The organism is Campylobacter sp. (assembly GCF_052169515.1).
In the GTDB taxonomy this organism is placed as follows: Bacteria; Campylobacterota; Campylobacteria; order Campylobacterales; family Campylobacteraceae; genus Campylobacter_A.
This window is the reverse complement of the sequence record NZ_JBQNCH010000011.1, coordinates 1-15,329: the sequence shown is the minus strand read 5'-3', so window position 1 is coordinate 15,329 and position 15,329 is coordinate 1. Positions and strand designations below refer to the sequence as shown.

17 protein-coding genes and 2 tRNA genes are annotated in these 15,329 nt (G+C 37.0%); 8 read left to right on the top strand and 11 right to left on the bottom strand.

Annotated features, from left to right (window positions below; genetic code table 11):
* Positions 1 to 23: 23 nt before the first annotated feature.
* Both ACTTKV_RS05200 and ACTTKV_RS05195 read right to left on the bottom strand, forming a co-directional pair.
* A complete protein-coding gene (locus ACTTKV_RS05200; RefSeq protein ID WP_442549628.1) occupies positions 24 to 413 on the bottom strand; it encodes a thiamine-phosphate pyrophosphorylase in 390 nt (129 codons plus the stop codon).
* Positions 400 to 1,098, bottom strand: coding sequence for a Bax inhibitor-1/YccA family protein (locus ACTTKV_RS05195; RefSeq protein ID WP_442549579.1), 699 nt, complete (start codon positions 1,096 to 1,098; stop codon positions 400 to 402). The genes ACTTKV_RS05200 and ACTTKV_RS05195 overlap by 14 nt, the downstream gene beginning before the upstream one ends.
* 171 nt (positions 1,099 to 1,269) lie before the next feature.
* On the opposite strand from ACTTKV_RS05195, the gene ACTTKV_RS05190 reads away from it, so the two are divergent.
* Genes ACTTKV_RS05190 through ACTTKV_RS05170 form a run of 5 tightly spaced genes read left to right on the top strand, consistent with a single transcriptional unit; the run spans position 1,270 to position 6,091 of the window.
* Entirely contained in the window at positions 1,270 to 1,914 is a 645-nt protein-coding gene (locus ACTTKV_RS05190; protein WP_442549578.1) for a carbonic anhydrase, read from the top strand.
* On the top strand, positions 1,907 to 3,745 hold the full coding sequence (locus ACTTKV_RS05185) for a mechanosensitive ion channel domain-containing protein (protein ID WP_442549577.1): 1,839 nt from the start codon (positions 1,907 to 1,909) through the stop codon (positions 3,743 to 3,745). The genes ACTTKV_RS05190 and ACTTKV_RS05185 overlap by 8 nt, the downstream gene beginning before the upstream one ends.
* Before the next feature lie 19 nt (positions 3,746 to 3,764).
* Positions 3,765 to 3,920, top strand: a complete 156-nt coding sequence (locus ACTTKV_RS05180) for a hypothetical protein (RefSeq protein ID WP_442549576.1) — start codon at positions 3,765 to 3,767, stop codon at positions 3,918 to 3,920.
* A gap of 46 nt (positions 3,921 to 3,966) precedes the next feature.
* On the top strand, positions 3,967 to 5,046 hold the full coding sequence (locus ACTTKV_RS05175) for a GGDEF domain-containing protein (protein ID WP_442549575.1): 1,080 nt from the start codon (positions 3,967 to 3,969) through the stop codon (positions 5,044 to 5,046).
* Positions 5,039 to 6,091 (top strand): GGDEF domain-containing protein, encoded by a 1,053-nt coding sequence (locus ACTTKV_RS05170; RefSeq protein ID WP_442549574.1) that lies wholly within the window; start codon positions 5,039 to 5,041, stop codon positions 6,089 to 6,091. The genes ACTTKV_RS05175 and ACTTKV_RS05170 overlap by 8 nt, the downstream gene beginning before the upstream one ends.
* Before the next feature lie 25 nt (positions 6,092 to 6,116).
* Here ACTTKV_RS05170 and ACTTKV_RS05165 read toward each other — a convergent pair whose 3' ends face one another.
* Genes ACTTKV_RS05165 through ACTTKV_RS05155 form a run of 3 tightly spaced genes read right to left on the bottom strand, consistent with a single transcriptional unit; the run spans position 6,117 to position 8,946 of the window.
* The gene (locus ACTTKV_RS05165) at positions 6,117 to 7,400 is read right to left on the bottom strand and encodes a TRAP transporter large permease (RefSeq protein ID WP_442549573.1); all 1,284 of its coding nucleotides are present in this window, start codon (positions 7,398 to 7,400) and stop codon (positions 6,117 to 6,119) included.
* Between the two features lie 11 nt (positions 7,401 to 7,411).
* Complete coding sequence (locus ACTTKV_RS05160) at positions 7,412 to 7,954, bottom strand: TRAP transporter small permease (protein WP_442549572.1); 543 nt, start codon at positions 7,952 to 7,954, stop codon at positions 7,412 to 7,414.
* A complete protein-coding gene (locus ACTTKV_RS05155) occupies positions 7,954 to 8,946 on the bottom strand; it encodes a DctP family TRAP transporter solute-binding subunit (RefSeq protein WP_442549571.1) in 993 nt (330 codons plus the stop codon). Before ACTTKV_RS05155 ends, ACTTKV_RS05160 begins: the two co-directional genes overlap by 1 nt.
* 441 nt (positions 8,947 to 9,387) lie before the next feature.
* Here ACTTKV_RS05155 and sodB point away from each other — a divergent pair, with 441 nt between their 5' ends.
* Complete coding sequence (gene sodB / locus ACTTKV_RS05150; protein WP_442549570.1) at positions 9,388 to 10,005, top strand: superoxide dismutase [Fe]; 618 nt, start codon at positions 9,388 to 9,390, stop codon at positions 10,003 to 10,005.
* Between the two features lie 210 nt (positions 10,006 to 10,215).
* Here sodB and ACTTKV_RS05145 read toward each other — a convergent pair whose 3' ends face one another.
* Positions 10,216 to 11,388, bottom strand: coding sequence for a MalY/PatB family protein (locus ACTTKV_RS05145; RefSeq protein WP_442549569.1), 1,173 nt, complete (start codon positions 11,386 to 11,388; stop codon positions 10,216 to 10,218).
* Between the two features lie 90 nt (positions 11,389 to 11,478).
* Between ACTTKV_RS05145 and ACTTKV_RS05140 the strand changes: the two genes are divergently transcribed.
* Entirely contained in the window at positions 11,479 to 11,934 is a 456-nt protein-coding gene (locus tag ACTTKV_RS05140; RefSeq protein WP_442549568.1) for a DIP1984 family protein, read from the top strand.
* 269 nt (positions 11,935 to 12,203) lie between these two features.
* A complete protein-coding gene (tpx, locus tag ACTTKV_RS05135; protein WP_442549567.1) occupies positions 12,204 to 12,734 on the top strand; it encodes a thiol peroxidase in 531 nt (176 codons plus the stop codon).
* A 6-nt stretch (positions 12,735 to 12,740) separates the two neighbouring features.
* On the opposite strand, the gene ACTTKV_RS05130 is transcribed toward tpx, so the two are convergent.
* The 5 genes from ACTTKV_RS05130 to ACTTKV_RS05110 form a co-directional block, all read right to left on the bottom strand.
* Positions 12,741 to 13,994: a DNA/RNA helicase domain-containing protein gene (locus ACTTKV_RS05130; protein WP_442549566.1), complete on the bottom strand. Its 1,254-nt coding sequence runs from the start codon at positions 13,992 to 13,994 to the stop codon at positions 12,741 to 12,743.
* A 19-nt stretch (positions 13,995 to 14,013) separates the two neighbouring features.
* Positions 14,014 to 14,613 carry a nuclease-related domain-containing protein gene (locus ACTTKV_RS05125; protein WP_442549565.1) on the bottom strand — a complete coding sequence of 200 codons (600 nt, stop codon included), beginning with the start codon at positions 14,611 to 14,613 and terminating at the stop codon, positions 14,014 to 14,016.
* 215 nt (positions 14,614 to 14,828) lie between these two features.
* Positions 14,829 to 14,918 (bottom strand) — tRNA-Ser (locus ACTTKV_RS05120).
* A 59-nt stretch (positions 14,919 to 14,977) separates the two neighbouring features.
* Positions 14,978 to 15,133, bottom strand: a complete 156-nt coding sequence (locus tag ACTTKV_RS05115; protein ID WP_442549564.1) for a hypothetical protein — start codon at positions 15,131 to 15,133, stop codon at positions 14,978 to 14,980.
* 32 nt (positions 15,134 to 15,165) lie between these two features.
* A tRNA-Cys gene (locus ACTTKV_RS05110) sits at positions 15,166 to 15,239 on the bottom strand.
* Between the last annotated feature and the right edge of the window lie 90 nt (positions 15,240 to 15,329).

Below are 15,329 nucleotides of genomic sequence, written 5' to 3'. Positions count from 1 at the left end.
ACAAAAAAGATTTGAATTTTTAGTTAAAGTTCTTTTTCAAGCTCATAAAGCTCGTACCTTATCGACTTAAAAAGTTCAGCATACTCTAAATTTATAAGCTTAAAACACTCTTCAAGTACGCGAGCACTTTCCTGTGCACGTTTGAAATTTGCAGTGACGATCTCGTCCAAATTTGATCTTGTCTGCTCACTTTTTGTGCTGGTTTTTAGGACGTCGTTTTGAGAATTTCTAAATTTTAAAAAGTCATTTTGTGGGATCTTTGCTTTGTGGCGAAGAAATTTTATTTTGTAGGCGACCTCGGAGTCGTCAAAGACATATCTTTTTATATCTTCAACGACACGAAGTCCTTCTTTCAGTCTGTTTAAGTTTGCATCTATAACACGGTAGATGCACTCATTTTTAGTCGTTTCTATTGAAAATTCCTAAAATTTGAAGCAGTGATGTAAATAGATTTATAAAATCAAGATACAACGCAACCGCTCCTTCAACTGGTGTTTCATAGTTTCCACGGATAATATTTTGTGTGTCATAAAGTATATACGCACTAAATAGGATCGATGAAATACTTGCGATTACAAGTTGAAACATTGTGCTTTTAACGAAAATGTTGATAATAGCTGCTACGACGATAACTATTAAAGTTATAAATAGCATTTTACCCATCGTTGTAAAGTCGCGTTTTGAGTTCATTGCGATTACACTTAATGAGCCAAAAGCAACAGTCGTTAAACCAAATGCTTGAGCCACAATGCCAGCACCGCTTGGCATAGCTAAGATAGCTGAAAGTAGCGGAGTTAGCGTAAGACCACTTACAAATGTAAATGCAAAAAGAAGTATTAGATTTAATCCCTCTTTGCGTTTAGCCGCCATTAGTCCAAAAAGTAGCGCAAACTCGACTATTACAAGCCCCCAAAACAAAAATCTATTTGATGCAAAAATTCCAGCCATACTAATGCCAACATAAGCACCAGCTGTAGCCGAAAGTAGCGAAGCCGCAAAAAGCTGATAAGTTTGCTTTATAAAAGTGCTTAGTGAGCTTTGAGAGTAGGCAAGCTCCTCTTGATTTTGGTTTGCATAGTTTCTGTCATACAAACTCATTTTTTCTCCTTACGATTTTTTAGGATGAGTTTAACCTAAAATCATTAAACAATAAATAAAAAGAATGTTAATAAATAATATTAACTAAAATTTTATATTAATAAGCAGTTTTTAGATTAAATAAAAGTTGCTATAATCGCATAAAAATATAAAAACGGAGAATAAATTTTTATGGATGATTCCCTACTTGAAGGTGCAATAAAATTTATGGAAGATGGCTTTTTAGAGCACGAGGAGCTCTTTAAAAGCTTGCAACACAAACAAGACCCACATACGCTTTTCATCTCATGTGTAGATTCACGAGTTGTGCCAAATTTGATAACAAATTGCCTACCTGGTGAGCTTTTTATGGTAAGAAATATCGCAAATATCGTGCCACATTACAGAGTGACCGACGAGTTTTTAGCGACTACTTCGGCGATAGAGTATGCGCTTGAAGTTTTAAACATTAAAAATATCATCATCTGCGGCCACTCTGACTGTGGTGGATGTGCAGCTCTTTATGTAGACGAAAAGAAACTCAAAAATACGCCAAACGTTAAAAACTGGATAAAGTTAATAGAGCCAATCAAACGAGAAGTACTTAAATTTACAAGTGACGATCCAGCTAAAATGGCATGGCTAACAGAGAGACTTAATGTCATAAATTCTATCGACAACATAATGACTTATCCAAACGTAAAAGATGAGTACGAAAAGGGTAATCTCCAAATTTATGGTTGGCACTACATCATCGAGACTGGAGAAATTTTTAGCTACGATTTAAAAGAAGGCACATTTAAACTTTTAGCAGATAGAAGAGGCGAAAATGCGTAAATTTCTAGTCATCATCCTTTTTTCATTTTTAGCTCTTTTTGGTGATGAAGGCAACACAACCCAAGAAGAAAATATAATAAGTCTAACAAATCAAATTCAAACTCTAAATAGTCAAATAAACATTATCAAAGCACAGCAAAAAGATATAAATTCATCAAAAATAGATAATTCAAATTTGATCGGCCTTCAAAAGAAAAAGAACGATCTTTTGGAAAAAATTCCGCTATATATCATGCAGATTGAAGTGACTCAAAGCGATATTGACAAATTTATTTTGCAAAAAAATACTCTAGAAAAAAAGGTAGCTAGACTAGAAAAACAATCAAATAAAGACGCTTATATCCAAAGTGCCATTGAACTTGAGAAGATGAAGATCGACTACGCTTACTACTCGGCACTCATCAGTCTTGAAGAGATATTTAAAAAGGGTGCTAAGGTAAATTCTATCAAAGAGGTGATAGACGGCGGACTTTTAAATTTACAAACAAATTCTTACGTAAGTATAAAAGAACTAAAAGACTCATTAAATGAGACTTCAAGTTCTTATGACAACGCATTTTTAGACCTTGAGCTAAAAAAAGAGACCGATGAAGAAATTTTAATTTACCTTAAAAATAATGCCGAACTTTTAAGCTCGAGCATGATCTTGTCTGAGCTAAATTTAATAGATGCGGTTGAATACATAAATAAACTAACCTCAGTGAATTCGGCAAAATTTAATATCGGTAAAGTTATTGTTATTGTCGCTATATTCTTGTTTTTTGTCTCACTTACTAGAATTTTAGCAAAGCTTACATATTGGCTAATGTCACTCATTGCTTCTGGCGAGAGCGTAAAAGAGGCTAAAGACCAAATCGTAGATATAGTTAAAAAGCCAATATCAGCACTTCTTATTATTTATGCGCTAAACATTTGTATCGGTGTTGGCTTTTATCCGGTGCCAGTGCCGCTTGCAGTGGCAAATATATTTTCAATCATATATATAGTCGCATTTTCATGGCTTGTTTTAACCATTTTAAATGGCTATGGTATCGTCATAATTGATAAAATAGCACAAAAAAGTAGACGTAAAGAGGTTATAAATCTTGTTCTAAAAGTCATATATGTAATCGTGCTAATAATTGCACTTTTATTAATTCTTCAAAAGCTTGGCTTTGATATATCAGCACTCATAGCCTCGCTTGGTATCGGTGGTCTTGCTGTTGCATTTGCTGCAAAAGACATCATTGCAAACTTCTTTGCTTCTGTTATGATGCTCTTTGACAACTCATTCTCACAGGGTGATTGGATAGTCTGTGGCGATATAGAGGGCACCGTTGTTGAAGTTGGCTTTAGAAAAACTACTATTAGAAGCTTTGACAATGCTCTTATTTTTGTTCCGAACTCAAAACTAGCAAGTGATCCTGTTAGAAACTGGAGCAGAAGAAAGGTTGGTAGACGTATCAGAATGCTAATAGGCATCGAATATGGGGCGACGACTGAAGAGATTAAAAAATGTGTCGAAGATATAAAAAATATGCTAATCAATCATCCAGATATCGCTAAAAGCGAAGACATCACCGCCAAGAAAAAAGGTCTAAAGTATAGACAAAGTATAGTTTCTGTTGATGACTACGCTGGGTATAAGTCAAATTTATTTGTTGTGGTGGATGATTTTGCCGACAGCTCAATCAATATCTTAATCTACTGCTTTGCAAAAACTATCGTTTGGGGAGAGTTTTTAGAAGTTAAGCAAGATGTAATGTTAAAAATTATGGATATTTTAAAGCAAAATGGTCTAAATTTCGCATTCCCAAGCCAAAGCTTGTATATAGAAAATGTAAAAAAATAAAAATTTAAAGGAGATAAAAATGAGTGATGATTTTGACTATGAAGAAGTAGAAGAAGACTACTCTGAATTTGAAGACGAGGATGATCGCAGCGAGAGCTACGACTATAACTATGATGAAAATGACTATAACTACGAAGACAGCGATGAGGACGAAGATAGTTACGACTCGTATTAAAATAGTTTAATGGAATTTAACGGAATAAATTTACAGGGAGTTTCATTTGACACAGGATTTTATAGGACAAGGTAGTTATAAGGCGATTGACAATATCTATAAAACAATACTAGATGCTATGATCTTGATGAATGTAGCATCCTTACTACTTTTTATGGTCGTAGCCACTCCAATGTTTCTCGTATGCTTGCTATTCATGATAATTGGCCTGATACTTAGGGTAAAATTTAATATCAAACACAGAGTACCAATATCTATTGTATTTCATTTAAATGTTATATTGCTTGTTGTTATTGTTGTAGCCAATATGGGATGGAGTAGTGGAATTTGGATAACACTTGTAGGCGTAATATTTATAAACTACTTTCTAGCATTTGACTCAAAGAGCCTTACCTATATAGTGGCATTTTTTGAATTAGCACTACTTATACTTCTTTATTTTACGTATAAAAATGAAACACCTCTGGTTCCATCAGCTATACAAATGGCAATAATCATATGCAGTATTATTTTTGCTTTTTTTATTGTTTTAAGGCTTTCAATGTTTGCAGATGTCATCACTTCTAGCGAATATCAGCAAATACAAAAAGAGACAGAGGAGCTTGAAAAGGACTCAAAGCATGATTTTTTAACAGGGCTTTTAAATAGAAGAACAATAGAAAAAACTTTAAAATACGAGCTAAGTGTTAATAAAGAAAGAAGTGGCAATACAAATTTAGTCGTAATGCTAGGCGATATTGATAACTTTAAAAGCATAAATGATACATACGGACATGACTGTGGTGATATGGTCTTAAAAGATGTTGCCAATGCTTTGAAGAAATCATTCAGAGGCAAAGACTATGTTTGTCGCTGGGGTGGAGAAGAATTTTTGATAATCCTACCAGATACAAAGATAGACTTTATCCATGAAGTGAGTAAAAGACTTAAAAAACAGATAAACAATGCAAAACTTCCGGACAAAAGCCCAGTTACTATGACATTTGGCATGCTCATATGTGGAAATGGTGTAGAAGTGGATTTTGAACGCGTAGTAACTTTAGTGGATAAACTACTTTACGAAGGAAAGCAAAATGGCAAAGACCGTATTGAATTAGAAATTTTAAGGAGGGGTGCAAATGCTTAAAATTTCACTTCATACAGCTCAAAAAGTTATTATATTTGCGACACTGCTTGCCCATGTTTTTTATCTCTTTGTATTTTTATTGATGGGTGAAGAAATTTTAGTAGTTACAAATGTATTTTCAGTAGCGATTTACCTTTTTCTCATAAGACTTATTTATGATAGTTCAGAAAACAGCAAAATCATAATGGTGATATTTCAGCTTGAAATTTTATTCCATGCATTAGTTTGTATTTTAGTGCTTGGCTTGGGCTATGGCTTTGGGCTATTATTTTTAGCATCATCACTAATACTGTTTTTTACTTCATTTACCTACAAATTTTTTAACTACATAGTAGTTGCAATGCAAATAATTTTATCAATAGCCTGCTATGTATATTTAGATGGTCAGCCTATAAAACATTTTGACGGCTTTAAAGATCTGCTTTTTATTTTTAACTTAAGCATGGTTTGCGTGTTCTCGGTTGTTATTTCATATCTTTTAGAGAGCTCAAATTTGTTTATATTTTTAGATATTTTAGAGAAAAAAGAGATAGCTGAGAATATTTTAAATCACGATCCGTTAACAGGACTTTTAAACCGTACTTCGATGCAACAAATTTTAAGCAAAAAAGAGCTTTATAAAAACAAAGATTTTGCTATCGTTATGTGTGATATTGATAACTTTAAAAAGATAAATGACACTTATGGGCATGGTGCTGGAGATGCTGTTTTAAAAAGCCTATCAGGAATTTTTAAAAGCACTTTTAGAGATGAAGATAAAGTAGCTAGGTTTGGCGGAGAAGAATTTCTAGCTGTTGTTTTAGGCATTAAAAAGGATGCGGCTGTAAGCATAGTAGAGAGAGTAAGAGAGACGCTAAGCAAAAATATAGTCGAGTTTGAGGACATAAAGATCAATGCAACAATGACATTTGGTGTAGTTGCTCATGATGGCACTGGAGAATTTAGCTTAGAAAAGATGATCAAACAAGCCGATAGCCTACTTTACGCTGGTAAGAGAAGCGGTAAAAATATCGTTATAAGTGCAGATTACGATCCAAAAGGATAAATTTAGAGGCCTGAGCCTCTAAATTTTAATGTCCATACATTAGGTTTGGTAGCCAAAGTGAAATTTGCGGTATATATGTAACCAAGATAAGGCCAAAGAAGAGAGTCAGCGTCCACGGCAAGCACGCCATGATGACCTCTTTTAAGTTCATATTTGTAAGACCGCTTGCGACAAATAAATTTAGTCCAACAGGCGGAGTCACCATGCCTATCTCCATATTTACAACCAAGATGATACCAAAGTGAATAGGATCAACACCAAGCTGTGTAGCTATCGGAAGCAAGAGTGGCACCATGATCATGATAACGCTTGAAGGCTCCATAAACTGACCCATGATAAATAGCAAGATATTTACAAATATCAAAAATCCTATCATACCGATATTTGCGTCAAGTATCATTGAAGCGATCGCTTGAGGGATCTGCTCGCTAGTTAGCAAATATGCAAAAACAACGGCGTTTGCGATGATGAAAAATATCATAGCTGTCGTAAGAGCCGAGTCTAGGCAGATATCCCAAAGATCTTTTACCTTTATATCTCTATATATGAAAAGCGAGATAAATAGCGCATAGACTGCACTTGCTGCAGCAGCTTCTGTCGGAGTGAAAATGCCTCCATAAATTCCGCCGATAACCACAACAACGATTAAAAGCGCCCAAAATGCTTTAGCAAATTTTTGCACTCTTACTTTAAGTGGCTCAGCCTTGGTCGCTTTAAAGCCGAGTTTTTTTGCTCCAATATAAGTTTGAATAAGCATAAATGCACCAAGCATAAGACCAGGTATGACGCCTGCCATAAAGAGCTTGCCTATGCTAACCTCTGCTGTTACGCCGTAAACTATCATAACAACCGAAGGTGGGATCAAAATTCCAAGCGAGCCAGCTGTAGTTATGCCGCCCACTGCGTACTCTTTTGGATAGCCAGCCTCTTTTATCGCTACAAACATAATTGAGCCAATAGCCACAACCGTCGCAGGCGAACTTCCAGATACTGCCGCAAAGATAATGCAGGCAAATATCGCACTCATAGGCAAACCGCCTGGCAAGTGTCCGACCATAGACTTTGCAAAGTCGATTATACGTCTTGCTGAGCCGCCTTTGCTTAGTAAATTTCCAGCCAAAATAAACATTGGTATCGCCATTAGCGAAAATTTATTGATACCGTCAAATATGAGCTGCGGGATCGTAGCGACGTCAATATCTGTAAAAAATATCATCGTCAAAACCGTACTCGTTCCCAGTGAAACTGCCACTGGTACGCCTATTAGCATCAGTGCAAAAAGTAGGATAAATAAAAATGCTATTGTCATCTTTTTTCTCCTTAATCTTTGACTACGCTACCATGAGCTAGCTCGTGCGCTTCGTTGCTCACGACTTGTGCTGCAGGCGTTAGCGCTACTTTGATAGCCTTTTCAGCCGAGCGGTAGCTAGCTGTGACAAAGGCTATTGGAAGCACAACCATAGGGACCCATTGTGGTATGCCAAGGTCTATTATCATCTGCTCGATCTCGTGCAGAATTTTTAGATAATCCACCGAGTAGACCGCGATAAATATCAAAAAGACAGTTGTCAAAATGTGCGAAAAGAGTAGGCATACCTTCGCGAGCGCTGGTGGAAATTTCTCCACCAAGATAGTTACGCTCACGTGAATGCCCTTGTTAAAGCCATATGCTGCGGCAAAAAACGCCGACCATATAAATAGATAGTTTGATAGCTCGCTCGCCCATGACCAGCTTTTATCAAAAAAGTATCTGGCCATGACGTTAGCAAAGGCTAGCAGCGTACCAGATGCGAGCCCGGTTACGGCGATAGTTTTATTTAACGAAACTATCACAACATCAAGGACGTCAAATATTTTTTTCATCATTTCGCCCCAAGAGTTTTTTCGATTAGCTCTTTGCCGATGACGTCGTAAAATTTAGGATAGATAGTCTGCATAGCCTTCTCCCACTCAGCCTTTTGAGCGTCGTCGATCTTGAAAATTTCTAGTTTTTTGCTGGCAGCAATGTATTTTTCAAGCTCGGCTATGACGTGAGCATCCTCTTTTGCTGTCTCTTCTCTCTCGTAAGCTGTAGCTTCGCTTAGAGCTTGTTTTACATTTGCCTTTAGATCGTCTGGTAGTTTGTTCCAGAATTTATCACTCATAACGACTAAATAGCCCAAATATCCGTGATTTGAAAGTGTAAGCGAGCTTTGAACCTCGTGAAATTTCGAGTTATAGAAATTTGATAGTGGGTTTTCAGTAGCATCAACTACGCCTTGTTGAAGTGCAGAATAAACCTCTGAAAATGGCAGAACTTGTGGGTTGCCGCCAACTACCTTGATCTGCTCTTCTAGCACTTTTGAGCTTTGGATTCTAAATTTTTGTCCTTTTGCATCTTCTGGCACAAGAACTGGCTTTTTACTCGAGCTAAAGTGCTTAAATCCAGCATCCCAGTAATCAAGCGCCACAAAGCCTTTCTTAGTCACAAGGCCTTTTAGCTCCTCGCCAACCTCGCCGTCTTGGACCTTGTGAAGGTGGTCTGCATCTTTAAAGATGAAAGGCAGGTCAAACAGCTGAAACTGCGGCACAATAGGTGTAAATTTAGAAAAACTAGGAGCTGCCATTTGGACGTTGCCAAGCTTTAGCGCACCAAAAACCCTATCGTCATCAAGCAGCTGAGCTGATGGGAATACCTGAACTTTTAGTTTGCCCCCACTTAGCTCCTCAGCACGCTTAGCAAAAAAGTCTGCCGCCTTGCCCTTTGGCGTAGAGGCCGCAACAACGTGCGCAAATTTGATCGTATATACTTTATCAGCACCAAATGCTAAGCCACTGATGGCACAAGTGAAAAGTAAAGCTTGTAAGAATTTCATCTTTTATCCTTTGTAATGGTTTTGTTAAGTGCATTATAAATTTCAAAAATAAAAATTTGGAAATTTTGTTTCGTAAATGCACAATTATTTATTTTTATATGTGTAGTTTAGTAACAAATATAATCTAAAAAGCTAATTTATGTTTTTGTAAAATTCTTATAAATTTTTATTAGTTAAACTTTTAAAAATATTTGTTACGATTTTACACATAAAATTTATTTTATTTTATGTTTTAATAAATTTTAAATTTATCTAGTCAAGAATAGCTGCTATTTTGCTAGAGCTTTGATCTACTTATAAATTTAAAATTATGCATAAATACAAAAATTTTATCTAGCTTAAATTTTGCCCATATTTTGTGGCTAAATTCAAAATATTTTCATTTGTTAATTTTTTATGGATATAATTCGAAATAACAAATTTTATCATTAAGGAATTATTATGTTTGAACTTAGAGAACTTCCATTTGACGTAAACGCTAATGCGGTAGTAAGTGCCAAAACCTGTGAATACCACCACGGCAAGCACCATGCGACCTACGTTGCAAATTTAAACAATCTTATAAAAGATACAAAATTTGCTGACGCATCGTTTTATGAAATTCTAAAAAATAGTGAAGGTGGCCTTTACAACAACGTCGCTCAAGTTTACAACCACGACTTTTACTGGGACTGCATCGCTAAAAAAAGTGAGATGTCAAGCGAGCTAAAAGCTGCGATCGAGGCAAATTTCTCAAATTTTAAAGAGGAATTTTTAAAAGCAGCTACAACACTTTTTGGCTCAGGCTGGGCGTGGCTTGTATTTGACCCAAACAGCAAAAAGCTAGAGATCGTGCAAACTAGCAACGCAAAAACTCCAGTAAGCGATGGCAAAGTGCCACTTCTAGTTGTTGACGTTTGGGAGCACGCTTACTATATCGATAACTTCAACGCTCGTCCAAAATATCTAGAGACATTTTATGAGAACATAAACTGGGAATTTGTAAGCAAAGCTTACGAGTGGGCACTAAAAGAGGGCCTTGGCTCAGTTGAGTTTTACACAAAAGAACTACATAAATAATATCTGGCGGGACTTTCCCGCCTTTAATTTTCTTCTTTTTATTCAATTAAATTTTAAACTCGCCACTAAATTTATGAACTAAACTACATAAAATTTTATAAATTGGCGTAACATCATGGGTTTAAAACAGCAAAATGCTTTTTGGTGACTTGCTTTATTTTGGTGAGTAGCCTTTTACTTAAATTAAAAGCTACCCAACCAAAAATAAATTTAGTCCAACTTATTTTTGATATATAAATTTATCCCACTTTGCAAGCGTTTTAATCCTTCAAGCACTCTTTCGCGCTGCGTTGCGATATTCATACGAAGAAAAAATTTATCGCCCCTGTAAGCATTGCCGTCGTTTAGCCACAACCCTGCTTTATCTCGCAAGAATTTCATAAATTCGCTTGAATCCTCGCAAAACGCACTGCAATCGAGCCATAAAAGATAAGTTGCATTTGATGGCAGAAGCTTTACTGGTAAATTTTGCTCTTTTATAAAATTTGCAACGATTTTTTTGTTTTCAAAGAGATAATCCCTAAGCTCATCAAGCCACGCCTCGCCCTCGTTAAATGCAGCAATAGCTGCAATGATGGCAAATGCGTTTGCCTCACCGACCTCATCATAGTTTATAGCGGCATTTAGTCTTGATCTGATCTTTTCATTTGGGGTGACAACGGCTGAGCTTTGAAGACCTGCTATATTAAAAGCTTTTGTTGGTGAAATGCATGTGATAGAGTTATTTTTACACTCATCGCTAATACTCACAAACGGTACGTAGTTTAGCCCCGGATCTGTTATGTCACAGTGAATCTCATCACTAATAACCAAAACATCATGCTTGTAGCAAAGCTCTCCTATCTTTTTAAGAGTCTCTTTGTCCCAAATTTTACCTATTGGATTGTGCGGATTGCAAAGAAGCATCATAGTTGTTAGTGGCTGGGCTAGCTTTGCCTCAAGGTCCTCAAAATCAATCTCATAAGAGCCATTTTTATAAACAAGGTCGTTTGATAAAATTTCACGGCCATTGTTTTTTATACAGTTAAAAAATACATGATAAACAGGAGCTTGAACTAAAATTTGATCTCCTGGATTGCTAAATCTTCTAATGGCTGTCGAAATAGCTGGTATAACGCCGGTGCAAAAGCTTATCCATTCGTTTTCAAAGCTAACGTTATGACGCCTTTGCCACCAGTTTTTTATCGCTTCGTTCCACTCTTTTGGGATAAAGGAATAGCCAAATACACCGTTATCAAGTCGTTTTTGCAAGACACTTAAAATTTCAGGTGCAGCCTTAAAATCCATATCCGCAACCCACATCGGCAAAATATCACTCTTCATACGCCATTTTGATGAGTTGGTACCTTCTCTGCTAACAAGTGTGTCAAAATCGTATTTCATAGCTTTTCCTCGGAATAAATTTTTAAATCAATTATAACCCAAAAGATACTAAGATAATTTAAAAAATTTAATACCCAAAAAGGAAAAATGATGAAACTAGCTCAGGCTCTCATCCTAAGGGCTGACACGCAAAAGCGCATCGAGCAACTAAAAGTCAGGCTACTTAGCAATGCAAAAACACAGGAAAATGAAAAACCTAGTGAGGATCCAAAGCTTCTTTTAAAAGAGCTTGACAAGCTAACAAGCGAGCTTTTCACACTCATTTGCTCTATAAATTTAACAAACTCAAGTGCGAAATTTGAAGGCATGAGCCTTACGGAGATGATCGCCAAAAAGGACGCTTTGGTGCTAAAAGCAAACGTGCTTAGGGAGTTTGCCACGAGTGCTAGCCAAAAGGTCGATCTATACTCAAACAGCGAGATCAAGATCTTAAGCACGGTCGATGTGTCCGCACTTCAAAAGCAAGTGGATGCGCTTTCAAAAGAGATCAGAGAGCTTGAGATGAAGCTTCAGGAGGCAAACTGGGCAGTCGATCTAGTAGAGTAAAATTTATGGTAAAAATTTAGCCAAAAGCGAGTAAAAAACCATACATTGGCGGCTTGCGAAGACCAAGCAAAAGCTTAAATTTAGTCTTAGCAATCTTACAAATGCAATTTTAAAAAGCACTTTTACTACCACTTACTGGTTTGGCTATATTTTGGGTGGGTTTGGGGAAATTTGAGGTAGAAATTTGCTATCTTATTCAATAAAAATTATTATTTAAGTATTTACTCTGCTAGGCTAATATCATGAAAATTATTTTAAAAAGGAAAAACATGGCAACTACAAAATTTAAAGGCAGTGATGTAAATTTAAGCGGTAGCGAGCTATTTGTCGGCTCTTATGCACCTGAGGCAAGAGTCGTAGCACAAGATCTTAGCGAATTTAGCGTGGGCGGAAGTAACGGCATAGAGGTGCTTGTCTGCTTACCTTCACTTGATACTGGCGTTTGCGCGGCAGAGGCTCGTAAATTTAACGAAAAAGTAGCTGGCAAACAGGGCTTAAAACTAAGCATCATCTCAAACGACCTACCATTTGCGATGGGGAGATTTTGTACGACTGAGGGCATAGCAAATTTGCGTGTGGGAAGCGACTTTAGATACGGAGAATTTGGCCAAAACTACGGTATGCTGATGAGTGACGGCCCGCTAAAAGGCTTGCTTGCAAGAGCAGTCTTTGTCATCAAAGATGGCGTCATCATCCACAAGCAAATCGTCCCTGAAGTGACAGAGGAGCCAAACTACGACGCAGTTTTCGACGCGATAAAACAAAGCGGCGGATGTGGCTGTGGCTGCGGCTGCCATTAAAATTTACTATGCAAAGAGCCCAGCTATGATGGCAAAGAGCTGACTACCTGCCACCACTAGCTCGGCTCCCTCTTTTACATCCCTTAAAACTGGTCTTATAGAGGCTAGTTTTAAGCTTGATTTTTCTTTTACTTGTTCATTTTTTGGTGGCAAGTCTTGTGTGATGGCGGCGTATTTTTTGATGACCTCTATCACCTGCTTTATCTCATCTGGCAAATTTTCATCCAAATTTTTAGGCAGTGAAATATATAAATTTTCACGGCTTCTAGTTAGCAAGACGTAAATTTTCCTATAAAAAAGCGCCCTTTCATTTTTATATATAGTCTGCAAAAACGGCAAAAAGTTATGGATAATGACATTTTGCGCTTCAAGGCCCTTAATGGACTGCATCGTCAAAACCTCTACGCTTTTACCCTCTTCTGGTAAGACACTTCCTTTTATGGCATTTACAGCGACTTTGCTGCTACTTAAAACGACGCTTGTTTCGCCATTTGGCAAAGCTTTTAGGCACTTTTTAAGCTCACTAAATTCATCAAGCTCGGTCACCTTTATGCTGCCATCTTGCAAGATACACTGGATGTCTGAGATGAAGTCTTGATTGAGATAAAAGCTCTTTTTGTAGTAGTCGTTTATCGCTGAATCCTTTTGCAAGATCTCAAATGCGCACCTAGCGATGTTTGAAGGCGTTCGGTAGACATTTTTTAGATTTTTGACGCGACCTCTCATGTCAATCTTCTCAAATTTAGGATGGTGAAAGATATCGGCGATGTTGTTCATCGTGTATGGGTAAAATTTCTGAGCCTCGTCTATGAAAAATATGCAGTCTTTGATCTCTTCGTAGATGATACGCATAAAGCCAGCTGGCATGTCCTGCGTTTCGTCACAAAGGACGTAGTCGATCGGATGCTTTGCAAGGTGTGCCTTAAATTTCGCTCTAAACTCGGCAATCGCCTCGTCGGTTTCGTAAATTTGATACTTTTGGCTGATATTTGTATTTTCATCCATTCCAAGCTTCGTCTCATCAAATTCTATACGTTTTAGCAACGATATTATCGGATAGACGGCGATGTTTTTATTTATAAATTTATTACCAAAGCTTGATTTGATATTTTGTGCCAAATTTTTATTAAAGCAAAGTACGAGAAATTTCTCATTTTCGTCACGCTCAAGCCTATTTGCGACAAAATTTGCAAGTATCATCGTCTTACCGGTGCCTGCAACGCCCCTGATCACGCGGAAACCACCAGTGTAGCCATTCATAATGCTAAGCTGCTTGTGGTCAAAAAAACATCACTTCATCTTTCGTGATTATCGGGATTATCTTTTGTTTTAGCCTGCTTTGATTGACAAGCATTTCTGAAATTTTAAGAAACTCTTTTTTGTTTGGCAGCGTGCTTATGGATGAGTTGAAAAATTTAGCAAAGATGTCCTCGTCTGTTAGATCATCCTTGAAAAAGGTATGATTTTTAAAATTTAGATAGCTTGGATTTGTCGCGTAAAATTTACTAGCCTCGGCCTTACTGATAGCTGGAAAAATGACCCTGTACTCGACATTTATAGGTACTTTTTTAAGGACGGACTCTATCTTTGCAAGAAGCATTCTTTGATAGATTTTTACCTGATCATATGGGTTGTTTTCGTCCATTTGCTCAAGGTCGCTCCAGTTTTTCACCTCGATGACGTAAATTCCAAGCGCTGGGTGAAGCAAAAGCAGATCTATCTCTCTAGATGAGCCAGCAGGATCGTCGATGCTTGCCTTTGGAATGAGATAGTAGTTTTCATCGCCCTTTTGGTTTAAAATTTTACCGATAGCCTCGAGCACATCGGCCTCACCCTGCTCGCCTTTAAATATCTTACTAAAAATGCTTTTTATGTTCATAAACCACTCCTTTAGATTTTTAATAACTTTGGTATTTTATAAATTTTAATCTTAGAGTTTGAAGCCGTACATTGTTAGAATTTAGCTTGAGGCCAAATTTCAGCCTTGCTAGAGAATTTAAAATAAATTTTTATGATAAAAATACAAATTTAAAAGAAAACAACATTTAAGAAAATAAAAAATTGAAAAATTAAAAAGTGATTCAAAATTTGAAGTGGCCGGGAGATAGGGATTCGAACCCCAGGAGGCTTTCACACCTCAACGGTTTTCAAGACCGCCGCTTTCGACCGCTCAGCCATCTCCCGAATTAAAGATTTGTGATTATAACCAACTTTACTTAAAATTTGCTATAACCACTAAAAAATTATTCTGTTTTTTCCTTGACATAGGTAGCTCCGTCGTTGATTTTTTCTTTAGTCCATTCTTTAGCGTTGTGCGTGTCTTCTTTTACGCCGTGCCAAGTATTTGAACAACCTACCGCAAAAAATGCCACACATACTATTAAAAGTAACTTTTTCATTGTTAACCCTTTAATTTGGTTTTTTTAAAGTCTGGAGGCGACACCCGGATTCGAACCGGGGATCAAAGCTTTGCAGGCTCATGCCTTACCACTTGGCCATGTCGCCATTTTTTGGTGGTGCCCGAGACCGGACTTGAACCGGTACGGTAAAAACTACCGAGGGATTTTAAGTCCCTTGCGTCTACCATTCCGCCAC

What these genes read in the sequence shown, in the direction of transcription:
- ACTTKV_RS05195 (WP_442549579.1), bottom strand. Translation starts at nt 1,098, where the DNA reads ATGAGTTTGTATGACAGAAACTATGCAAACCAAAATCAAGAGGAGCTT.
- ACTTKV_RS05190 (WP_442549578.1), top strand. Translation starts at nt 1,270, where the DNA reads ATGGATGATTCCCTACTTGAAGGTGCAATAAAATTTATGGAAGATGGC.
- ACTTKV_RS05185 (WP_442549577.1), top strand. Translation starts at nt 1,907, where the DNA reads ATGCGTAAATTTCTAGTCATCATCCTTTTTTCATTTTTAGCTCTTTTT.
- ACTTKV_RS05180 (WP_442549576.1), top strand. Translation starts at nt 3,765, where the DNA reads ATGAGTGATGATTTTGACTATGAAGAAGTAGAAGAAGACTACTCTGAA.
- ACTTKV_RS05170 (WP_442549574.1), top strand. Translation starts at nt 5,039, where the DNA reads ATGCTTAAAATTTCACTTCATACAGCTCAAAAAGTTATTATATTTGCG.
- ACTTKV_RS05165 (WP_442549573.1), bottom strand. Translation starts at nt 7,400, where the DNA reads ATGACAATAGCATTTTTATTTATCCTACTTTTTGCACTGATGCTAATA.
- ACTTKV_RS05160 (WP_442549572.1), bottom strand. Translation starts at nt 7,954, where the DNA reads ATGAAAAAAATATTTGACGTCCTTGATGTTGTGATAGTTTCGTTAAAT.
- ACTTKV_RS05155 (WP_442549571.1), bottom strand. Translation starts at nt 8,946, where the DNA reads ATGAAATTCTTACAAGCTTTACTTTTCACTTGTGCCATCAGTGGCTTA.
- sodB (WP_442549570.1), top strand. Translation starts at nt 9,388, where the DNA reads ATGTTTGAACTTAGAGAACTTCCATTTGACGTAAACGCTAATGCGGTA.
- ACTTKV_RS05145 (WP_442549569.1), bottom strand. Translation starts at nt 11,388, where the DNA reads ATGAAATACGATTTTGACACACTTGTTAGCAGAGAAGGTACCAACTCA.
- ACTTKV_RS05140 (WP_442549568.1), top strand. Translation starts at nt 11,479, where the DNA reads ATGAAACTAGCTCAGGCTCTCATCCTAAGGGCTGACACGCAAAAGCGC.
- tpx (WP_442549567.1), top strand. Translation starts at nt 12,204, where the DNA reads ATGGCAACTACAAAATTTAAAGGCAGTGATGTAAATTTAAGCGGTAGC.
- ACTTKV_RS05130 (WP_442549566.1), bottom strand. Translation starts at nt 13,994, where the DNA reads ATGAATGGCTACACTGGTGGTTTCCGCGTGATCAGGGGCGTTGCAGGC.
- ACTTKV_RS05125 (WP_442549565.1), bottom strand. Translation starts at nt 14,613, where the DNA reads ATGAACATAAAAAGCATTTTTAGTAAGATATTTAAAGGCGAGCAGGGT.
- ACTTKV_RS05115 (WP_442549564.1), bottom strand. Translation starts at nt 15,133, where the DNA reads ATGAAAAAGTTACTTTTAATAGTATGTGTGGCATTTTTTGCGGTAGGT.